Genomic DNA, 17,173 nt, shown 5'->3' with positions numbered 1-17,173 from the left:
CCATTCGACCATGGTCTTATGAACCTTCGATCATAGCCAATATCCCACTACGGCAAACAAACAGCGCTATTCATGTAATACAAACAAACCGCTGCGGCACGGCACGATTTGCGGCCCTGGGGCGAAACCGCCCGCACCTGGAGCCTGGATATGCCGACACATCCACAGATCAATCTGGAAGAAATGCACCTTACGGTCACGCATCCCCCCAGCCTTTCCCTGCGCGACGACCTCGAAACACTCTTGGTACACCTCGATATCCTGTTCCCGCCCGAGCAGAAGTTCCCCCCTGCGCTCAATGACACCGCTGTTTCGACGGCCACTGAGGCCGCGTTGGCAGCAACTTCCGCGGCCGACCATCTGATCACGACGTTCAACCTGCCGGCAGGAACGCCCCTGACACTTGCCGACCGGAAAACCCTCGCCAGGCATTTATGTACGTCTCTTTTCCCCCAAAGCACCAGGCCTTGGCTGGACCAGCTGGCCGCGTCGGCTGCAGCCACCTCGGGCTATCGCATCGCTTACCTGGCCCAACTGCTGGCCCCGATGATGCCGGGATGGTTCCGACGGTATTCGCCCAGGCCCGCGTTCGCAGTGGCCGCTTTGCTGCTCGAGCGGGCCACCACCCAGGCACCACCTGCGGCCAACTACTCACTGGATGTGGCCGACACGCTCGATCTGCCCCCGTTGGTGGCTTTTATCCTGGGTGAACCGCTTCACACCGCCAAGGCGCTTTTGAACGCTCTGGACATCGACACCTACGGGGTCGCGTCTTATTTGCGACCACTGACTGCAGCTGAAAGGCGCGCCGGTATCCAGCCTTTTAGTGCCGGTGAGCGCCGGGTGGACCCTGCGCTGCCGCCCGGCTACGAACACCAGGCGGTAGACGCACTGTTGTGCTCGCCGGCGTTCGAGCGTTGGGCCGAGCGCTTGGCCGGCCAGGCGGGGTGGTCGGTAGAGGCCCAGGCATGGCCCGCCAACCGCGCCTTGGGGGTGCAATCGATCGTAGAAACGCTCTACCCGATAGCCGATCGCAAGCCTGGGCAGATCATGGGTTTTGAACTCTTCCCCGGCGACTACCAACCCGTCAGCTTCCGGGAAATCCGAATCGACCTCACTAACCATATCCTCGACAGGCTGGGCTGCCGCCTTGTGCAGGCACAGGTGGCGATGCACTTGTTGCTCAGGAGCCTGGCACCTGAATTACTCATCGATGACGCCCCGGAGCAATGGGCCCACCGCCCGGACCTGCAGTGGGTATCACTGCGTCTGGGCACCCAAGCACTGCTGGGCAGTGACAAGCCCTTGAGCTTCGCCGCCGCCATGAGTGCCATGGAGCAGGCGATGGCGGATGGCGAGCCGGCTGCGTGCGACCCGAAGCGGTTCAGCGAGGTTGCTTGGGAATGGGCCCTCATCAACCAAGTGATAGACCCGGACGACCCGCAACTCGACGACCCGCAGCACTTTGCCGAACAGCACCTGCTTCAAGCGTTGACCCTGGAACGGCTGGCCTTCCCGCCCGACCGCGTTCAGGAAGCGGCCCGGCGCCTGCTCGCGGCCGGCGTCACAGGTGATCAATTGCCTGATCTTACCCGCCGCTATCTGGAAAGCAGCGGCCCCTTCGAGCTGGCAGCGCCGTCAAGGCAGGTCCTGGGCGATATCAACCCGTGGTTCGATGCCCAGTTCGACGCTTACCTGCTCGAAGCGCGCGGTGTGTTCGAAAGTGCGATCAAGCGGCTGCTGGCCCTGATGCCCTCGGCACACGCGCAGCGCCTGAAAACGCTTCCTGGCACCGCCTATGCACTGGCGTGGCCCCATTATCGGCGCGAAGGCCCGGCTCCCGGCTTCGGCGACTCCCCGGAGGAGATGTGGGAATACGTGACGGCCACCGACGGGGTGCTGGTACACCTGGCCGATACAACGGCGCAGCATGTATACGAGTTGTTTCCCGAAAAGCTGGCGTTCCGCTACTTCACGCTCAGCGCCGAACAAACGCTCGATTGTCCCGAGACGTGCTCACAGTCAGATCTACTGCTACATCACCTCAACGAAAGTTCGCCGGTCGAGTACCTGGGGCATCCTCTGCCCTATCGGGCGGCTGACTTTCCCAGGCTGTGCCATGCGACCCCGTTGGCCGGCGACGGCACAAGCGCCGCGCTCGAAGCGCTCTACGGGCAGCATGTCGCATTGGCCAATCAAGCCTCGTTGCGTGCGGTAGCTCGCGGCCTGACACCGACCGAACTGGCGCTGGAGCGCCAACGCAGCCGTTCCAATGCCGAATATGCCTGGTCACTGATCAAGGCCACGGTCCCTTTAGCCAGTTGCTTCGACGTCCAGACAGCGGGCGATGCCGCGTCGTGTGCCTTCGACGGAGTGACGGGCCTCGGTGCTGCGGTCAGGGCGGCCAGCGCATCGATCAAGGCCGGCCACCGGTTGCTCGCCGCCGGCGCCGCTTTCAAAGCCACGCGCTACCGAGACATTGCACGCATTCACAGCGCCTGGGCCGCCGCTCAACCCACTGCCCCCATTCCCCATTCATACCGCGCCTTGCGGCGAGTGGTCGGTACGCCGCAACCGAACGTCGCGGCCCAAGCCCTGGTGGATGGCCACCTGCAGGAAATACAGCAGGGCACGCCCGCACGGCTGATCGAAAGCAGCGCGGCAATGCCTTATGGGCCGGCACTGGAACACGTGCAGCACACAGGAGGTGGGTGGGTCAGCACGCAGTCCAATGCAAGGCCTGGATTAACACCCGGAGCATTCGCCCTGCGCCCCACTCCCTACAACGAACCCACGGTTGTGGTCCAGGGCATGCCCCCACCCCGCCAGATCTTTCGTGGCGATGGCGTCGCCGACCTGCTCGTGAATAACCGGCCCTACCGCTACCGCTACGGCCAAGCCGAAGGAAGGGCAGTCAGGGTCGATCACAATGATCTGCCAGGCGCGACGACCTCACCTTATCAAATGCCTGAGCCGGGCCCGTTGCCCTACCCGGCTCATCCTTCTTCAGCCTCGCTGGCGCTTTGCTTTCATCTCAAGCCGGTGGCTTACGATCTACCGTTTACCGGCCAGAAGCTCAGCCGCGCCTTCATGGCCAGGCGCATCGAAACCGTGCCGGCGTACTACCGCAGTGGTGATATCAACGAACATCTGCTGGGCCAGGTGTTCGTGATCGACAATCGGCTGGTGAGCTACGTGGACCATGTGGTACCCGCCAAAGGCCACCGCCCGGCCAGCATCCAAGGCAAGAAACTCGAAGCCATTGCACCGGGGCAAGCGCCCGTCAGGCTCAACCTGCCGGGGGCGATTCGCTACCGGGACCAGCTTGACCTGCATTTAACGAGCGAATTCGAGTTTGGCCTGCAGGCGTCGGTCCCTGTATCGACCCTTCAGGCCTTCGCCCGCGACTGCCCAGTGGTTCGCCTAGGCAGCTTCGTCCAAGGCATCCGGGACCGCCGCACCCTGCGAGCGTTGATCGTGAACAAGCACACCCAGCCACAGCTGGTGGTAGAAGCTGACACCGGTGTCTTCTACGCCACTTCCTACCGAGAACCTGCGTGGTACAGCAGCCGCGTGGACGCGCTCGCAAACGGCCCATCCGCGACGGTGGAACAGTACGGCCCCCTACGACTAAGCCGCACCAGAGACACTGAGCTGATCAATGCCTATCTGGATGCAAGCGAAACTTACCGAGTTGTCGCCACGCGCAGCACGTTGGACTCGGACATTTCGAACATCACCACCTTGCTGGCCGACTGGATTCTTCACCGCCGAGCGATTCACCATGGCGATCCGACGATCGCGCTGGATGATCTGATGGAGCTCAACCAGGCCGACCTTGTGCAATGTGCACAAAACATACTGGCACGTGGCATCGAGCAGGACATTCTGGTGGGCTCCTCTGGCAGGCGGCTGACGGGGCTGGTGCGTTCGATAATCCCTGACTGGGCAATTTTGACGGCGCGGCCACCACTGGCCCAACAACAACATATCGAGACGTTGACCCGCCTACTGCCGGTCACCGGCCGCGTGCGGCTGCCAGCGCTCCCCGTGCTCACACCCGAGCGCATAGCGACTCAAGAGGTCGTCGAAGCGCTGCGCCTGCACTTGGGCGGGGCTAACCTGGCCTATGCCAAGGTGGTCTTGCGCAATGGCGAGCAACGCGTTTACTACGCCCTTTCAGGCGGCCGTGCGCACCGCGCGTTGGTGATTGCACCCAATGCGCAAGCCGGCACTGCCTACATCGATGCTCGAGCAATCATGACCGACCTGCCGCCAGACACGCGCTTCACCGAACTGCCTGTGCTACGCGGGGCCCCCGATTTCCGGCCACATGATCACAGCCGGGGCCTGGACTCCGAGCGCATGATCGCCAGTGTGATCAACCGCGACCTGCTCCTGTCTGCCGATCAGGTGCAATCGATCGATGTCTTCTCCCTGTTCGACACCTGTCGCTCCTGCGGCGGCTTCGTACTGCCACGGCTGCGTTTGGATTACCCAGAGGCACAATTCAGCATTAGCTGGCTTATCCCTTACGGCTAACCAGCCCCCCGGCCGCTTGGCTGCAGCATGTGCAGCCAAGCGGCGCTATCATGGGCGGCTTACGCGTCTACTGGAACCGCTCATGCCCGACACCCATGCAACGTCACTCTCGGTCACCCTGCGAGTGATGTCGATCGTGCTGTTCACCTTCGCCGGCTACCTGAATATCGGTATCCCCCTGGCCGTGCTGCCAGGCTTCGTGCACTCGACGCTGGGCTACGGTGCTGTGCTGGCAGGCTTGGTCATCAGCGTCCAATACCTGGCAACGCTGGTCAGCCGCCCCTTCGCCAGCCGCGTGATCGACAACAGAGGCTGCAAGAAAGCGGTGATCTACGGGCTTTTCGGCTGCGCCGGCAGTGGCCTGTTCATGTTGTTGGCCGCGCTGCTACAGCAATGGCCGGCCTGGAGCCTGGGTTGCCTGTTCGTCGGGCGAGTTGCGTTGGGTGGGGCTGAAAGCCTGGTCGGCTCCGGCGCCATAGGCTGGGCAATCGGCCAGTTGGGCGCGGCGCACACCGCCCGGGTGATTTCCTGGAACGGCATCGCCAGCTATGGCGCACTGGCCATTGGTGCACCGCTGGGCGTGGTGCTGGCCGAGCACATGGGCATCTGGAGCATAGGCCTGAGCATCCTGCTGGTCAGCGCTGCCGGCCTTGCACTGGCTTGGCGGCGGGTGGGTGCACCTATCGTTTCAGGCGAGCGGCTACCGTTTCTCCATGTGCTGGGGCGGGTGTTCCCCCACGGCATGGGGCTGGCGCTCGGCGGCGTCGGCTTTGGCAGCATCGCAACCTTCATCACCCTCTATTTCGGCAGCAAGCAGTGGCCCAACCCCGCGCTGTGCCTGACCCTTTTTGGCGGTTGCTTCATCTGCGCACGGCTGCTGTTCGGCAACATGATCAATCGCCTGGGCGGTTTTCGCGTGGCCATGGCCTGCTTGAGCGTTGAAACCCTTGGCCTGTTGCTGTTGTGGCTGGCACCTGACGTGCAGTTGGCGATGCTCGGCGCCGCCCTGACAGGCTTCGGCTTCTCGTTGGTGTTCCCGGCCATCGGCGTCGAAGCAGTGAACCTGGTGCCCGCGTCCAGCCGGGGGGCCGCAGTCGGGGCCTATTCGCTGTTCATCGACCTCTCATTGGGCATCACCGGCCCCCTGGCAGGCGCGGTGGCTTCCCACTTCGGCTTCGTGTCGATATTCCTGTTCTCGGCAATGGCCTCGGCGCTTGGCCTGGGTGTCTGCATATTGCTCTATCGCCAGGCGCTGCGGGCTCACGCTCAATAGTCGACCTTGCCCCGCCCAGCCTTGACGTCGCCCCGCCGGCTCTTGCCATCGAGCCGGCGGGCCTTCGAGGCCCGGGTGGGCTGGGTAGGCCGGCGCTTTTTCTGCACCACAGCCGCCGCAACCACCAACTCGCGCAAACGTGCCTGGGCGTCGGCAAGGTTCTTTTCCTGGGTGCGGAACTGCTGCGCCTTGATCACCACGACACCGTCTTCGGTGATGCGGCTGTCGCGCAGCGCAAGCAGCCGCTCCTTGTAGAAGGGCGGCAGGCTGGACGCCTGAATGTCGAAGCGCAGGTGCACGGCACTGGAGACTTTGTTCACATTCTGCCCGCCCGCCCCCTGGGCGCGAATCGCCGACCACTGAATCTCATGGTCGGGAATGCTCACCAGGCTCGAGATTTCTACCGCCATATTCAGGCCCTGTGCCTCACCCTGTGAATGATATACATCGCCGTTACCCACACCGGCATCGCATAGGCCGACACCCGGATACCGTCGATCATCAGCATGATCACCAGTATCAACACCACGAAAGCCAGCACCAGGTAATTACCCCAGGGGTAGAACAGTGCAGGGAACAAAGGTTTCCAACCCGGCTCACGGCGCAGCGCTCGGCGAAACGCCAGGTGCGACAGTGCGATCATCGCCCAGTTGATCACGAGCGTGGCCACCACCAGGCTCATCAACAATTCCAGGGCATCGTGCGGCACGAAGTAGTTCAGCGCGACGGTGAATGCAGTCACCGTCGCGCTCGCCAGGATCGCCAGCACCGGCACGCCACGCGCGTCGATCAAGCCCAAGGCCCGCGGCGCATCGCCCTGGGCGGCCATGCCCACCAGCATGCGCCCATTGCAGTAGGTGCCGCTGTTGTAGACCGATAGCGCTGCGGTAAGCACCACGAAATTGAGCAGATGGGCAGCGTTGCTGCTGCCCAACATCGAGAAGACCTGCACGAAGGGGCTGCTGCCGTAGCTGTCGCCATTGGCAGTGAGGGTTTCGACCAACGCATTCCAGGGCGTGAGTGAGAGCAGGATCGCCAGCGAGCCGATGTAGAAGATCAGGATGCGCCAGATCACCTGGTTGATCGCTTTGGGGATCACCTGCCGCGGCTGGTCGGCCTCGGCAGCAGTGAACCCGAGCATCTCAAGGCCACCGAAGGAAAACATGATGAACGCCAGGGCCATCACCAGCCCGGCCAGCCCATGGGGGAAGAAACCGCCATAAGCCCAGAGGTTGCTCACAGACGCCTGCTCGCCGCCGTGGCCGCTGAGCAGCAACCAGGCGCCCAGCCCGATCATGCCCACCACCGCCACCACCTTGATGATGGCAAACCAGAACTCCGCTTCGCCAAACACCTTGACGTTGGCCAGGTTGATCGCCGTGATCAGGACGAAAAAACCCGCTGCCGATACCCAGGTAGGCACCTCAGGCCACCAGAACTGGATGTATTTACCCACGGCGGTGAGCTCGCTCATGCCCACCAGCGTATACAGCAGCCAGCAATTCCAGCCCGCAAGAAAGCCTGGGAAGGCGCCGCCGTATTTGTGCGCGAAATGGCTAAAGGAGCCGGCGACGGGCTCCTCGACGATCATTTCGCCCAACTGGCGCAGGATCAGGAACGCAATCACGCCACACAGGGCGTAGCCGAGGATCATCGACGGGCCAGCGCTTTCGAGCACGCCGGCCGAGCCCAGGAACAGGCCGGTGCCGATGGCGCCGCCCAGAGCGATGAGCTGGATGTGGCGGTTTTTCAGGCTGCGCTGCAAGCCGCCCGAGGAAGAAGGTTGTGAACTCACAAGGGTGTCGCCTATGGGGATTCAAGCCTTTGGCGCCGGCTGCAGCGGTGCCGTCAGAAGGCGCAAAATGCGCCGGCCGCGCAGTTTACACAACGCGGCCGGGCAGGGTTCAACAAGGGTGGTGCAAGGTGCTTCGATCAGCCGCGCGGCGGTTTGCGCTTACCGCGCACATCACTCGGGCGTTCTGCCACTTGTGAACCCCGAGGCTTGCGAGGTGCAGCCTTGCCAGCTGCCGGCTTGCCTTCCGCGGCCTTGCGCTCGCCGCCTTCATGGGCCGGGCGCAGTTGGCGAACCCGCTCACCACGGCCCAACGGCCGCGACGCCTTGCGCTGCAGGCGCTCCAGCTTTTCCTTGTCGCGACCGGGCTGCGACGGCAGCGCCACCGGCTTGAGGCCCACTTCGGCAGCCAGGATGTCGATCTCACCCTGGCTCATTTCACGCCAGCGGCCCATCGGCAGGTCGGAGTTCAGAAACACCGGGCCGAAGCGCACACGCTTGAGGCGGCTGACCACCAGACCCTGAGACTCCCAGAGGCGGCGCACCTCGCGGTTGCGGCCTTCCATCACCACGCAGTGGTACCAATGGTTGAAGCCGTCGCCGCCCGGGGCTTCCTGGATATCGGTGAACTTGGCCGGGCCGTCCTCGAGTTCGACACCTGCCTTGAGGCGCTCGATCATTTCATCGGTGACCTCGCCACGCACACGCACCGCGTACTCGCGGTCCATCTCGTAGGAAGGGTGCATCAGGCGGTTGGCCAGCTCGCCGTCGGTGGTGAACATCAACAGGCCAGTGGTGTTGATATCGAGGCGGCCAACGTTGATCCAACGGCCCTCGCGCGGGCGCGGCAGGCGGTCGAACACCGTCGGGCGGCCTTCGGGGTCGTCGCGTGTGCAGATCTCGCCGTCAGGCTTGTTGTACATCACGACGCGGCGCACGTGCTCGGTGGCCTTTTCGCGCTTGATCAACTGGCCGTCGACGCTGATGGCATCGAGCGAATCGACGCGCTGGCCCAGGTTGGCGACCACGCCATTGACCTTGATACGGCCTTCGCTGATCCATGCCTCGACGTCACGGCGTGAGCCGACGCCGATACGGGCCAGTACTTTTTGCAGTTTTTCGCCCGAAGGCGGGATGACGACGGCGTCGTCGGAATGCTGTTCAGCCATGAGTGAGCACCTCCCGGTGTGTGAGCTGTAAAGGGGCGCGCATCATACGCTGCGAACAACGCCTGCGCATCCTGATTGTGGCCTTATTGCGCAGGTTCGTCGGGCCGGTCGTCGGCCGGCGCATCACTGGCAGGCTCCGGGTCGGTTTCGGGTGCAGGGCGCAGCAGGTCATCGAAGTCGGTCTTGATGCCCTGCTCCATGGTGTCGAGCTCAGCCAACAGTGTGCGAAAGCTCGTATGCTCGCGGGCCTCGCCCCCGGCTTGCCCCTCGACCTCCTCGCCTTCCAGCGCAAGGCTTGCATCGGCCAGCGCCTGCAAATGGGCAGGCACCGGCGCATCCTCATCGCCTTCCTCCGGCACCAGCTGTGGCTCCAGCTCGCGCAGTTCGGCCAGCGGTGGCAGGTCTTCCAAGCTCTTCAGATTGAAATGGTCGAGAAACGCCTTGGTGGTGGCGAACATTGCAGGGCGGCCGGGCACGTCCCGATACCCCACCACGCGAATCCACTCGCGCTCCACCAGGGTCTTGACGATATTGCTGTTAACCGCAACCCCCCGGACGTCTTCGATTTCCCCCCGGGTGATGGGCTGGCGATAGGCGACCAGTGCCAGCGTCTCGAGCAAGGCGCGTGAATAGCGCTGGGGGCGTTCCTCCCAAAGCCGCCCCACCCAAGGGGCGAACTTCTCGCGAATCTGCAAGCGATAGCCGGAGGCCACTTCCACCAGTTCGAAGGCGCGGTTGTCGCAGGATTTCTTCAGCAGCTCCAACGCACGCTTGAAAACAGTCGGCCCGGGGCGCTCGGCTTCGTCGAACAGCTCATAGAGGCGATCCAGGTTTTGCGGCTTGCCGCTGGCCAGCAGGAAGGCCTCCAGCAGCGGCGCCAGTTCACGGGGCTCGTTCAGGTTCATCGGGGCAGTGGGTCACTCGGCGGTGGGGGCTTCGGTGCGGGTACGCACATGGATGGCAGCAAAGGGCTCATTCTGCACCAGTTCGATCAGCGATTCTTTCACCAGCTCCAGAACTGCCATGAAGGTCACCACCACACCCAGCTTGCCCTCCTCGGCACTGAACAGCTCGATGAAGGGCACGAAGGCCCCGCCCCGCAGCCGCTCGAGAACCTGGCTCATGCGCTCGCGGGTCGACAGCGCCTCGCGGCTGACCTGGTGACTTTCGAACATATCATTGCGCCGCAGCACATCGGCCATGGCCAGCAGCACTTCTTGCAGCGCCACCTCCGGCAGCAGCTTGCGGGCCACGGCCCGTGGCGCGTCCAGGCTTGGCACCACGATCTCGCGACCTACCCGTGGCAGCTCGTCGATCTGTTCGGCAGCACTTTTGAAACGCTCGTACTCCTGCAGGCGGCGGATCAGTTCGGCGCGTGGGTCACCTTCTTCTTCTTCCACCTCGGCAGAGCGAGGAAGCAACATCCGCGATTTGATCTCGGCGAGCATGGCTGCCATCACCAGGTATTCGGCGGCCAGCTCCAGGCGCACGGTTTTCATCAGCTCCACGTAGCTCATGTACTGGCGGGTGATCTCCGCCACCGGGATGTCGAGGATGTCGATGTTCTGTTTGCGGATCAGGTACAGCAACAGGTCAAGGGGCCCCTCGAAGGCCTCCAGAAATACCTCCAGCGCGTCAGGGGGGATGTAAAGGTCCTGTGGCAGCTCGGTGACCGCCTCGCCGTACACCAGCGCCAGTTGCAGTTGCTGCGGGGCCGTGAGCGGCACGGCCTCGAGCTCGGTCATGCCGGGGCTCCGAAGGGCGCCGGGTCACCACAGCCCACACGCACCACCTGCGGGTCGTCGGCGGTCATGTCTACTACCGTGGAGGCCGAATGGCCGCCGGCACCGCCGTCGATGATCAGGTCGACGTGGTGCTCCAGGCGCTCACGCATCTGTTCGGGGTCGTTCAAGGGCTCGGCGTCGCCTGGCAATACCAGGCTCACGCTCATCAACGGCTCGCCCAGCTCCTCGAGCAGCGCCAGCGCGATCGGGTGCGCCGGCACGCGTACGCCGATGGTTCGCCGCTTGGGGTGCAGCAGCAGCCGCGGCACCTCGCGGGTGGCGTTGAGAATGAACGTATAGGGCCCCGGCGTGTAGGTCTTGAGCAGCCGGAACTGGCCGGTGTCGACCTTGGCGAACAAGCCCAGTTGCGAAAGGTCGCGGCACAGCAGGGTGAAGTTGTGGCGATCGTCGATCTGGCGCAGCCGCCGCACACGCTCCACTGCCGATTTTTCACCCACACGGCAGCCAATGGCGTAGGAGGAATCGGTGGGGTACACCACCACCCCGCCACGGCGGATGATGTCCACGGCCTGCTTGATCAGCCGCGCTTGGGGGTTTTGCGGATGAATCTGGAAGAACTGGCTCACCGTATCTACCTCAGGCCAATGCTGGCTCATGTCGAAAACGCGCCCACAGCGGCGGCAGGTCGTCGGGCAGCGGGCGATAGCTGCCGATCTCACCCCACAGCCCGGGGCCATGAAAGTCGCTGCCTGCGCTGGCAAGCATGCCGAATTCCCGGGCAAGGATCGACAGCGTACCAACCTGCTCGGCCGCCTGCAGGCCGTTGACCACCTCCAGCGCGTGGCCTCCGGCGGCAAGAAAGTCGGCCACCAGGCGCCGGCGCTTGCTGCGGGTGAAGTTGTAGTGCATCGGATGTGCCAGGCTCACCCAGGCACCGGCGTCGCGCAACGTGCGCACCGTGGCTTCCAGCGTCGGCCAATGCAGCTTTACGTCGCCCAGCTTGCCGGCACCCAGCCAGCGGTGGAACGCGGTGTTGCGGTCGGCCACGAAGCCGGCCTGCACCAGATACTCGGCAAAGTGCGGCCGCGCCGGTGCATTGCCGCTATCACCCAGTGCCTGCTGCACCGCCCGCGCCCCCGCCAGGGTGCCGGGCATGCCCTTGGCGGCCAGCCGCCGGTCGATCTCCTCGGCGCGCAGCCAGCGGCCCTGGTGCAGCGCCTGCAGCGCCTCGACCAGCGGCGGTGCGTCCAGCGCGAAGTGATACCCCAGCACATGGATAGTTGCGCCACCCCAGAGGCACGACAGCTCTACCCCGCTGACCCACTGCATGCCCAGCGCCTGAGCGGCGTCGCGCGCCTGCGGCAGGCCTTCGAGGGTATCGTGGTCAGTCAGCGCCAGGGTGCGCACCCCCTGCTCGTGGGCACGGGCCACCAGCTCGGCAGGCGCGAGCAGCCCGTCGGAGGCGGTGCTGTGGCAGTGCAAATCAACGATCATCGGCGGCGCTTTCGCAGTGAGGAAGGTTTGCTATTATGCCGCCACGTCCCGTCGCTGGCTGCTACCGTGAAGCAATTAATCGATTTCATCCCGCTGTTCCTGTTTCTCATCGTCTATAAAGTCGCCCCGCACACCTTCGATGTTGCCGGCATTCCTTTGAGCGTAGGCAATATCTTCAGCGCCACGCAGGTGCTGATCGCCAGCTCCGTTGTGGTTTACGGCGCGTTGTTCATCAAGCAGCGCAGGCTCGAAAAGGGCCAGTGGTTCACCTTGCTGGCGTGCTTGCTGTTCGGCAGCCTTACCCTGGCCTTCCACAGCGAAACCTTCCTGAAGTGGAAGGCGCCGGTGGTGAACTGGGTGTTCGCGCTGGTGTTTCTGGGCAGCCACTTCGTCGGCGATCAGGTTCTGGTCAAGCGGGTGATGGGGCATGCACTGACCCTCCCCGATGCCGTGTGGGCGCGCCTGAACCTGGCCTGGGTCGCATTCTTCATCATCTGCGGGGCCGCCAACCTGTTCGTGGCCTTCACTTTCGAACGCTTCTGGGTCGACTTCAAGGTGTTTGGCAGCCTCGGCATGACGCTGATCTTCCTGCTGGCCCAGGGCGTCTACCTGTCGCGCCACCTTCACGATGCCAAGCCCGATCAGGAGAAATGACATGCTGTATGCAATCTTCGCCACCGACGTGGCCGACTCGCTGGAAAAACGCCTGAGCGTTCGCCCTGCCCACCTGGAGCGCCTCAAGCAGCTGCAAGCCGAGGGCCGCTTGACGCTGGCCGGCCCATTGCCGGCGATCGACAGCAATGACCCCGGCAGCGCCGGCTTCACCGGTAGCCTGGTGGTGGCCGAATTCGCCTCGCTGGACGCCGCCAAGGCCTGGGCCGCCGCGGACCCTTACGTCGGCGCCGGTGTCTATGCCGATGTAGTGATCAAACCGTTCAAACAGGTGTTGCCGTAAACCATGAGCGATGTGCTGCTGATCGACGACGACGTCGAGCTGTGTGAGCTGCTGAGCAGTTGGCTGGCCCAGGAGGGCTTCAGCGTGCACGCCTGCCATGACGGCGCCAGTGCTCGTGCAGCACTGGCCGACATGCCGCCGCAAGCGGTGGTGCTGGATGTGATGCTCCCCGACGGCAGCGGCTTGGAGCTGCTCAAGCAGCTGCGTGCCGAGCACACTGACTTGCCCGTGGTGATGCTCTCGGCCCGCGGCGAGCCGCTGGATCGTATTCTGGGCCTGGAGTTGGGGGCCGACGATTACCTGGCCAAGCCCTGCGACCCTCGCGAGCTGACCGCACGGCTGCGCGCGGTGCTACGCCGCAGCCATCCCACCGCGACCACGACGCAACTGGAGCTGGGCGACCTGGTGTTCAGCCCCGCACGCGGGGTGGTCACCGTCGACCAGCGTGACATTTCCCTGACCGTTTCCGAAAGCCGGCTGCTCGAAGCCCTGTTGCGCCAACCCGGCGAGCCGCTGGACAAACAAGAGCTGGCGCAACTGGCGCTAGGCCGCAAGCTCACGCTTTACGATCGATCGCTCGACATGCACGTGAGCAACCTGCGCAAGAAGATCGGCCCCCATGCCGATGGCCGCCCTCGCATCGTCGCGCTGCGCAGCCGCGGTTATTTTTACGCCCAATAGCCGCTACCTCGAGCCCCGCCCCGTTTACCAACCCTTTACCTTGGCCTGACCGCGGCTTACGCAGCCCTGGGTAATCTGAGCTCATCCGGTAACCACATACCACCGGGCCCAGACCACCAGGAGAAACACCTCATGCGCAAGACCCTCACCGCTTTGATGTTCGCCGCTACCCTGCCGACCCTGGCCATGGCCGCATTGCCGCCAGCAGGCCCGGACGGCGCACCGCCACCAGCGCCGTTCGAACACGGCCCGATGATGGATCGAGGCCCGCTGCTCGAACGCGGGCACCCCGGCCCGGACATCTTCCGCGGGCTGGACCTCAAGCCTGAACAACGCATGCAGATCGGTAAGCTGATGCGTGAGCAGATGCACCAGCGCCGTGAGATCACCCAATCGTTCCTGAACAAGCTGCCCGCTGCCGACCAGAAGGCCATGCAGGATCAGATCAAGGCCAACGAAGACAAAGGCCGCGATGCCGTGCGCGCTGTTCTGACGCCCGAACAGCAGAAGCAATTCGACGAAATGAAGAAGCGCCAGGACGCCCGCCGTGCTGAATGGGCCGAGTTCCAGGCCTGGAAAGCGCAAAAGGACAAGAAAGCCCAGTAAACTGCCCTCTGACTGTCCACCGGCCCGGCCCTCCCTGCGAGGGCCGGGCCGCCTGCGCTCGAGGTGCATTTTGCGTTCATTGTTCTGGCGAATCCTTGCAAGCTTCTGGCTGGCCATCGCCCTGGTGTCGGGGCTATCGGTGCTGATGGGCCATGTGTTGAACCAGGACGCCTGGATTCTCAGCCGGCACCCTGCCTTCAAGGACTTTGCCCAGCAGTGGGTCGACGTCTATGAGGGCCAGGGTGCTGACGCGGCCCAAGCCCTGCTCGAACAGCGCAAGCGCCAGTTCCACATCGATACTCAGGTGCTCAACGACAGCGGCGATGCCGTGGTGCCAGGCACCTTTCCACGGCGAGCCCAAGCTATGGAAGCCCGCAGCGATGACGAGCGGCGCCTGCCCTGGCGGCGCCTGACCGCCGAATACACCAGCCCCAACAGCCAGGACACCTACCTGCTGATCTACCGCATCCCGCACCCATTGATCGACGATTGGCACCGGGAGAGCCTCACAGGGCCCATCGGTGGGCTGATCATCGCGTTGGTTGTGCTGACCCTGTTCAGCTTGTTGGTCACACTGTCGATCACCCGCCCGCTCAGCCGGCTGCGCGGAGCGGTGCACGACCTTGGCCAGGCCACCTACCAGCAGAACAGCCTGGCCAAGCTTGCAGCGCGGCGCGACGAATTCGGCGTATTGGCCAATGACTTCAACCGCATGGGTTCTCGGCTGCAAAGCCTGATCGGCAGCCAACGGCAGTTGCTGCGGGACGTGTCCCACGAGTTGCGCTCACCGCTGGCACGGCTACGGATCGCCATGGCCCTGGCAGAGCGTGCCGAGCCTGCGCAGCGCGAGCAGCTATGGCCCCGGCTGACCCGCGAATGCGACCGGCTCGAAGCCTTGATCAGCGAAATACTCGAACTTGCCCGCGTCGATGCAGAGCAGGCCCATCCTGAAACGGTCGATTTGAATCAGATTCTGGGCGGCATCCGTCGGGATGCGCAGCTCAGCGCACCGGATCAGAACGTCAAAGTAGAGGCCGAGCCCGGCCTGCAGCTGCAGGGCTGGCCCACCTTGGTCGAACGGGCGCTGGATAATCTGGTACGTAATGCTCTGCGCTTCAATCCTGCCGACCAAGCGATCGAGATCACGGCAGCTAGTGAGGCGCAAGGGTTGGTCATCAGCGTGCGCGACCATGGGCCAGGCTGCCCGGCTGAGCATCTGGACCGGCTGGGCGAGCCGTTCTACCGCGCGCCAGGGCAGAGCGCCGCGGGGCATGGCCTGGGGCTTGCCATCGCGCGCCGGGCGGCAGAGCGCCATGGGGGCAGCCTGGTGTTTGCCAATGATCCAGCCGGCGGCTTCGTCGCCCGCATGCAACTACCCCGAACCCCAGCGCCGGCTCGGTAAGCGAGCGTCAATTCAACGCAAGGGCCACGCCCGCCTGGCCGCCTGACCAGCGGCAGTAAGTATCACGTGCCCGGTCGAGCCAGGTAAGCCACTGCTGCTCGTCGAGCAGGCGAAAGTCACGCAGCGCATAAAGGTAGCCCACCGTGGACGTATAGTTGCTCAGTGCCAGCGCGTCGAAACCGGCGCAGGCGATTGCATCGATGCGAGCTTCCACACGGCTGCTGACTGAATCAGAGAGGTCGGCCATAGGGCACTCCAAAATGCTTTCTGAAAGCGAATTCAGGAAGTAGGAGCTGCCCCAAGGATCACAAGTTCAACGTATCAGCGCTGGGCAATAACGAACAAGCGAGGAAATGGCAGCAACACGCTGCCATCTGGCAATACTTCGTAGGCACTGGCCAACTCGGCGTGATACTGGGCCAGAAATGCCTCGGCCTGGGGTTCATCCAGCTGTGAAAGGTACGGCCCCAGTGCCGAGCCCTTGAACCATTCCACCACTGCCCCGATGCCTCCGGCCAACGGGTGATGGTAAGTGGTGCGCCAGACATCGACCTGTTGGCACAGGGGGCGCAGCAGGCGGTAGTAAAACGCGGCGTCATGCCGGGGTGGCAACGAAAAGCCAGCGAACCGTGCAGCCCAGGGGCCATTGCCGGCGACCTTGCGCAGCAGGCGATGGGCAGGCTCCTGAAGGTTGTCCGGGGTTTGCACCGCCAAGGTACCGCCAGCGGCCAATTGCGCTACCAGCCGCGGGTAGAGCTGGTCGTGATCTGGCAGCCACTGCAACGAAGCATTGGCCAAAATCACCTCCAGCGGCTGGGCGGCTTGCCATTGCCCTATGTCACCGGCCTGGAAACTCAATTGTGGCAGGCGCTCGCGGGCGGCATGAAGCATATCGGCGGCCGAGTCCAGCCCACTGATACGTGCATGCGGAAACCGCTGGGCGAGAATCTCGGTGGAGTTGCCGGGCCCGCAGCCCAGGTCGATCGCATGGTGTACCGCCGCGGTGGGAATGGCGGCGATCAGATCGCGCACAGGGCGAGTGCGCTGAGCTTCGAAGATCGAGTACTGCTGGGCATGCCAACTCATCAAGCCTCCTTGGCGGGCCTACTGGCGAAAGTCACCGGTGCCGAATACACGTTCGCGGCCTTTTTCGTTCTTCACGGTCAGGCGCGTACGCTGCTCGCTCCAGGTAATCTGGCCGTCTTCGCGGCGGTCATGCCAGCGGCCCCAGTTTTTCTTGTCATCGATATAACTGGCCCACACCACCTTGCCTTCTGCCGGGAACTGGCAACGGTAGCGGCTGCGCTGGCGGGTAGTGGGGTGAGTAAAGACGATTTCCGGCGTATTGCCGCCATGGGTGATGCGCAGGCGGCCCAGGTCGTGGTTCAGTTCCAGAGCCAGCACCGCCTTGCACACATCGGCGTGCGTGTAGCCGCCAGCAAAGGCGCAGCCGCTGGCCAGTGCCAGGGTATAAAACAACAGCAGCGATGACGCCTTCATGAACCGTCCTTAAG

17 protein-coding genes are annotated in these 17,173 nt (G+C 63.8%); 7 read left to right on the top strand and 10 right to left on the bottom strand.

All coding sequences use genetic code 11. The features are described from left to right. Nucleotides 1–150: 150 nt before the first annotated feature. Nucleotides 151–4,542: a deaminase domain-containing protein gene (locus F474_RS08700; RefSeq protein ID WP_097085534.1), complete on the top strand. Its 4,392-nt coding sequence runs from the start codon at nucleotides 151–153 to the stop codon at nucleotides 4,540–4,542. An 82-nt stretch (nucleotides 4,543–4,624) separates the two neighbouring features. Next, on the top strand, nucleotides 4,625–5,815 hold the full coding sequence (locus F474_RS08695) for an MFS transporter (RefSeq protein ID WP_097085535.1): 1,191 nt from the start codon (nucleotides 4,625–4,627) through the stop codon (nucleotides 5,813–5,815). On the opposite strand, the gene arfB is transcribed toward F474_RS08695, so the two are convergent. From arfB to F474_RS08660, 7 genes are all read right to left on the bottom strand, one after another. Next, nucleotides 5,809–6,225 carry an alternative ribosome rescue aminoacyl-tRNA hydrolase ArfB gene (gene arfB / locus F474_RS08690; protein WP_097085536.1) on the bottom strand — a complete coding sequence of 139 codons (417 nt, stop codon included), beginning with the start codon at nucleotides 6,223–6,225 and terminating at the stop codon, nucleotides 5,809–5,811. The two genes, F474_RS08695 and arfB, sit on opposite strands and share 7 nt — an antisense overlap. Before the next feature lie 2 nt (nucleotides 6,226–6,227). Beyond that, the gene (locus tag F474_RS08685) at nucleotides 6,228–7,610 is read right to left on the bottom strand and encodes an amino acid permease (RefSeq protein ID WP_097085537.1); all 1,383 of its coding nucleotides are present in this window, start codon (nucleotides 7,608–7,610) and stop codon (nucleotides 6,228–6,230) included. Nucleotides 7,611–7,747: 137 nt separating this feature from the next. Then, nucleotides 7,748–8,776 carry a 23S rRNA pseudouridine(2605) synthase RluB gene (rluB, locus tag F474_RS08680; protein WP_097085538.1) on the bottom strand — a complete coding sequence of 343 codons (1,029 nt, stop codon included), beginning with the start codon at nucleotides 8,774–8,776 and terminating at the stop codon, nucleotides 7,748–7,750. 83 nt (nucleotides 8,777–8,859) lie between these two features. Next, nucleotides 8,860–9,681 carry an SMC-Scp complex subunit ScpB gene (gene scpB, locus F474_RS08675; protein ID WP_097085539.1) on the bottom strand — a complete coding sequence of 274 codons (822 nt, stop codon included), beginning with the start codon at nucleotides 9,679–9,681 and terminating at the stop codon, nucleotides 8,860–8,862. Between the two features lie 12 nt (nucleotides 9,682–9,693). Continuing rightward, nucleotides 9,694–10,407, bottom strand: a complete 714-nt coding sequence (locus F474_RS08670; protein ID WP_165830297.1) for a ScpA family protein — start codon at nucleotides 10,405–10,407, stop codon at nucleotides 9,694–9,696. A 110-nt stretch (nucleotides 10,408–10,517) separates the two neighbouring features. Further along, nucleotides 10,518–11,147 (bottom strand): L-threonylcarbamoyladenylate synthase, encoded by a 630-nt coding sequence (locus F474_RS08665; protein ID WP_097085612.1) that lies wholly within the window; start codon nucleotides 11,145–11,147, stop codon nucleotides 10,518–10,520. 10 nt (nucleotides 11,148–11,157) lie between these two features. After that, nucleotides 11,158–12,015 (bottom strand): PHP domain-containing protein, encoded by an 858-nt coding sequence (locus tag F474_RS08660; RefSeq protein WP_097085541.1) that lies wholly within the window; start codon nucleotides 12,013–12,015, stop codon nucleotides 11,158–11,160. Nucleotides 12,016–12,081: 66 nt separating this feature from the next. Here F474_RS08660 and F474_RS08655 point away from each other — a divergent pair, with 66 nt between their 5' ends. The 5 genes from F474_RS08655 (at nucleotide 12,082) to F474_RS08635 (ending at nucleotide 15,659) form a co-directional block, all read left to right on the top strand. Next, the gene (locus F474_RS08655; RefSeq protein WP_097085542.1) at nucleotides 12,082–12,669 is read left to right on the top strand and encodes a septation protein A; all 588 of its coding nucleotides are present in this window, start codon (nucleotides 12,082–12,084) and stop codon (nucleotides 12,667–12,669) included. A gap of 1 nt (nucleotide 12,670) precedes the next feature. Then, nucleotides 12,671–12,970, top strand: coding sequence for a YciI family protein (locus tag F474_RS08650; protein WP_097085543.1), 300 nt, complete (start codon nucleotides 12,671–12,673; stop codon nucleotides 12,968–12,970). 3 nt (nucleotides 12,971–12,973) lie between these two features. Then, nucleotides 12,974–13,651 (top strand): response regulator transcription factor, encoded by a 678-nt coding sequence (locus tag F474_RS08645; protein WP_097085544.1) that lies wholly within the window; start codon nucleotides 12,974–12,976, stop codon nucleotides 13,649–13,651. A gap of 132 nt (nucleotides 13,652–13,783) precedes the next feature. Next, a complete protein-coding gene (locus tag F474_RS08640; protein WP_097085545.1) occupies nucleotides 13,784–14,257 on the top strand; it encodes a Spy/CpxP family protein refolding chaperone in 474 nt (157 codons plus the stop codon). Nucleotides 14,258–14,327: 70 nt separating this feature from the next. Continuing rightward, on the top strand, nucleotides 14,328–15,659 hold the full coding sequence (locus F474_RS08635) for a HAMP domain-containing sensor histidine kinase (protein ID WP_256577761.1): 1,332 nt from the start codon (nucleotides 14,328–14,330) through the stop codon (nucleotides 15,657–15,659). 7 nt (nucleotides 15,660–15,666) lie between these two features. On the opposite strand, the gene F474_RS08630 is transcribed toward F474_RS08635, so the two are convergent. The 3 genes from F474_RS08630 to F474_RS08620 form a co-directional block, all read right to left on the bottom strand. Beyond that, complete coding sequence (locus F474_RS08630; protein ID WP_097085546.1) at nucleotides 15,667–15,906, bottom strand: hypothetical protein; 240 nt, start codon at nucleotides 15,904–15,906, stop codon at nucleotides 15,667–15,669. A 74-nt stretch (nucleotides 15,907–15,980) separates the two neighbouring features. After that, nucleotides 15,981–16,745, bottom strand: a complete 765-nt coding sequence (gene tam, locus F474_RS08625) for a trans-aconitate 2-methyltransferase (protein ID WP_097085547.1) — start codon at nucleotides 16,743–16,745, stop codon at nucleotides 15,981–15,983. Between the two features lie 18 nt (nucleotides 16,746–16,763). Continuing rightward, nucleotides 16,764–17,159, bottom strand: coding sequence for a hypothetical protein (locus tag F474_RS08620; protein ID WP_097085548.1), 396 nt, complete (start codon nucleotides 17,157–17,159; stop codon nucleotides 16,764–16,766). Nucleotides 17,160–17,173: the final 14 nt, after the last annotated feature.

The sequence above is a fragment of the Pseudomonas sp. URIL14HWK12:I12 genome (genome assembly GCF_003097135.1).
Lineage (GTDB): Bacteria > Pseudomonadota > Gammaproteobacteria > Pseudomonadales > Pseudomonadaceae > Aquipseudomonas.
Note: the sequence above shows the minus strand (reverse complement) of the source record. Positions and strands in the feature narration are given on the sequence as shown.

What these genes read in the sequence shown, in the direction of transcription:
- F474_RS08700 (WP_097085534.1), top strand. Translation starts at nt 151, where the DNA reads ATGCCGACACATCCACAGATCAATCTGGAAGAAATGCACCTTACGGTC.
- F474_RS08695 (WP_097085535.1), top strand. Translation starts at nt 4,625, where the DNA reads ATGCCCGACACCCATGCAACGTCACTCTCGGTCACCCTGCGAGTGATG.
- arfB (WP_097085536.1), bottom strand. Translation starts at nt 6,225, where the DNA reads ATGGCGGTAGAAATCTCGAGCCTGGTGAGCATTCCCGACCATGAGATT.
- rluB (WP_097085538.1), bottom strand. Translation starts at nt 8,776, where the DNA reads ATGGCTGAACAGCATTCCGACGACGCCGTCGTCATCCCGCCTTCGGGC.
- scpB (WP_097085539.1), bottom strand. Translation starts at nt 9,681, where the DNA reads ATGAACCTGAACGAGCCCCGTGAACTGGCGCCGCTGCTGGAGGCCTTC.
- F474_RS08660 (WP_097085541.1), bottom strand. Translation starts at nt 12,015, where the DNA reads ATGATCGTTGATTTGCACTGCCACAGCACCGCCTCCGACGGGCTGCTC.
- F474_RS08650 (WP_097085543.1), top strand. Translation starts at nt 12,671, where the DNA reads ATGCTGTATGCAATCTTCGCCACCGACGTGGCCGACTCGCTGGAAAAA.
- F474_RS08645 (WP_097085544.1), top strand. Translation starts at nt 12,974, where the DNA reads ATGAGCGATGTGCTGCTGATCGACGACGACGTCGAGCTGTGTGAGCTG.
- F474_RS08640 (WP_097085545.1), top strand. Translation starts at nt 13,784, where the DNA reads ATGCGCAAGACCCTCACCGCTTTGATGTTCGCCGCTACCCTGCCGACC.
- F474_RS08630 (WP_097085546.1), bottom strand. Translation starts at nt 15,906, where the DNA reads ATGGCCGACCTCTCTGATTCAGTCAGCAGCCGTGTGGAAGCTCGCATC.
- tam (WP_097085547.1), bottom strand. Translation starts at nt 16,745, where the DNA reads ATGAGTTGGCATGCCCAGCAGTACTCGATCTTCGAAGCTCAGCGCACT.
- F474_RS08620 (WP_097085548.1), bottom strand. Translation starts at nt 17,159, where the DNA reads ATGAAGGCGTCATCGCTGCTGTTGTTTTATACCCTGGCACTGGCCAGC.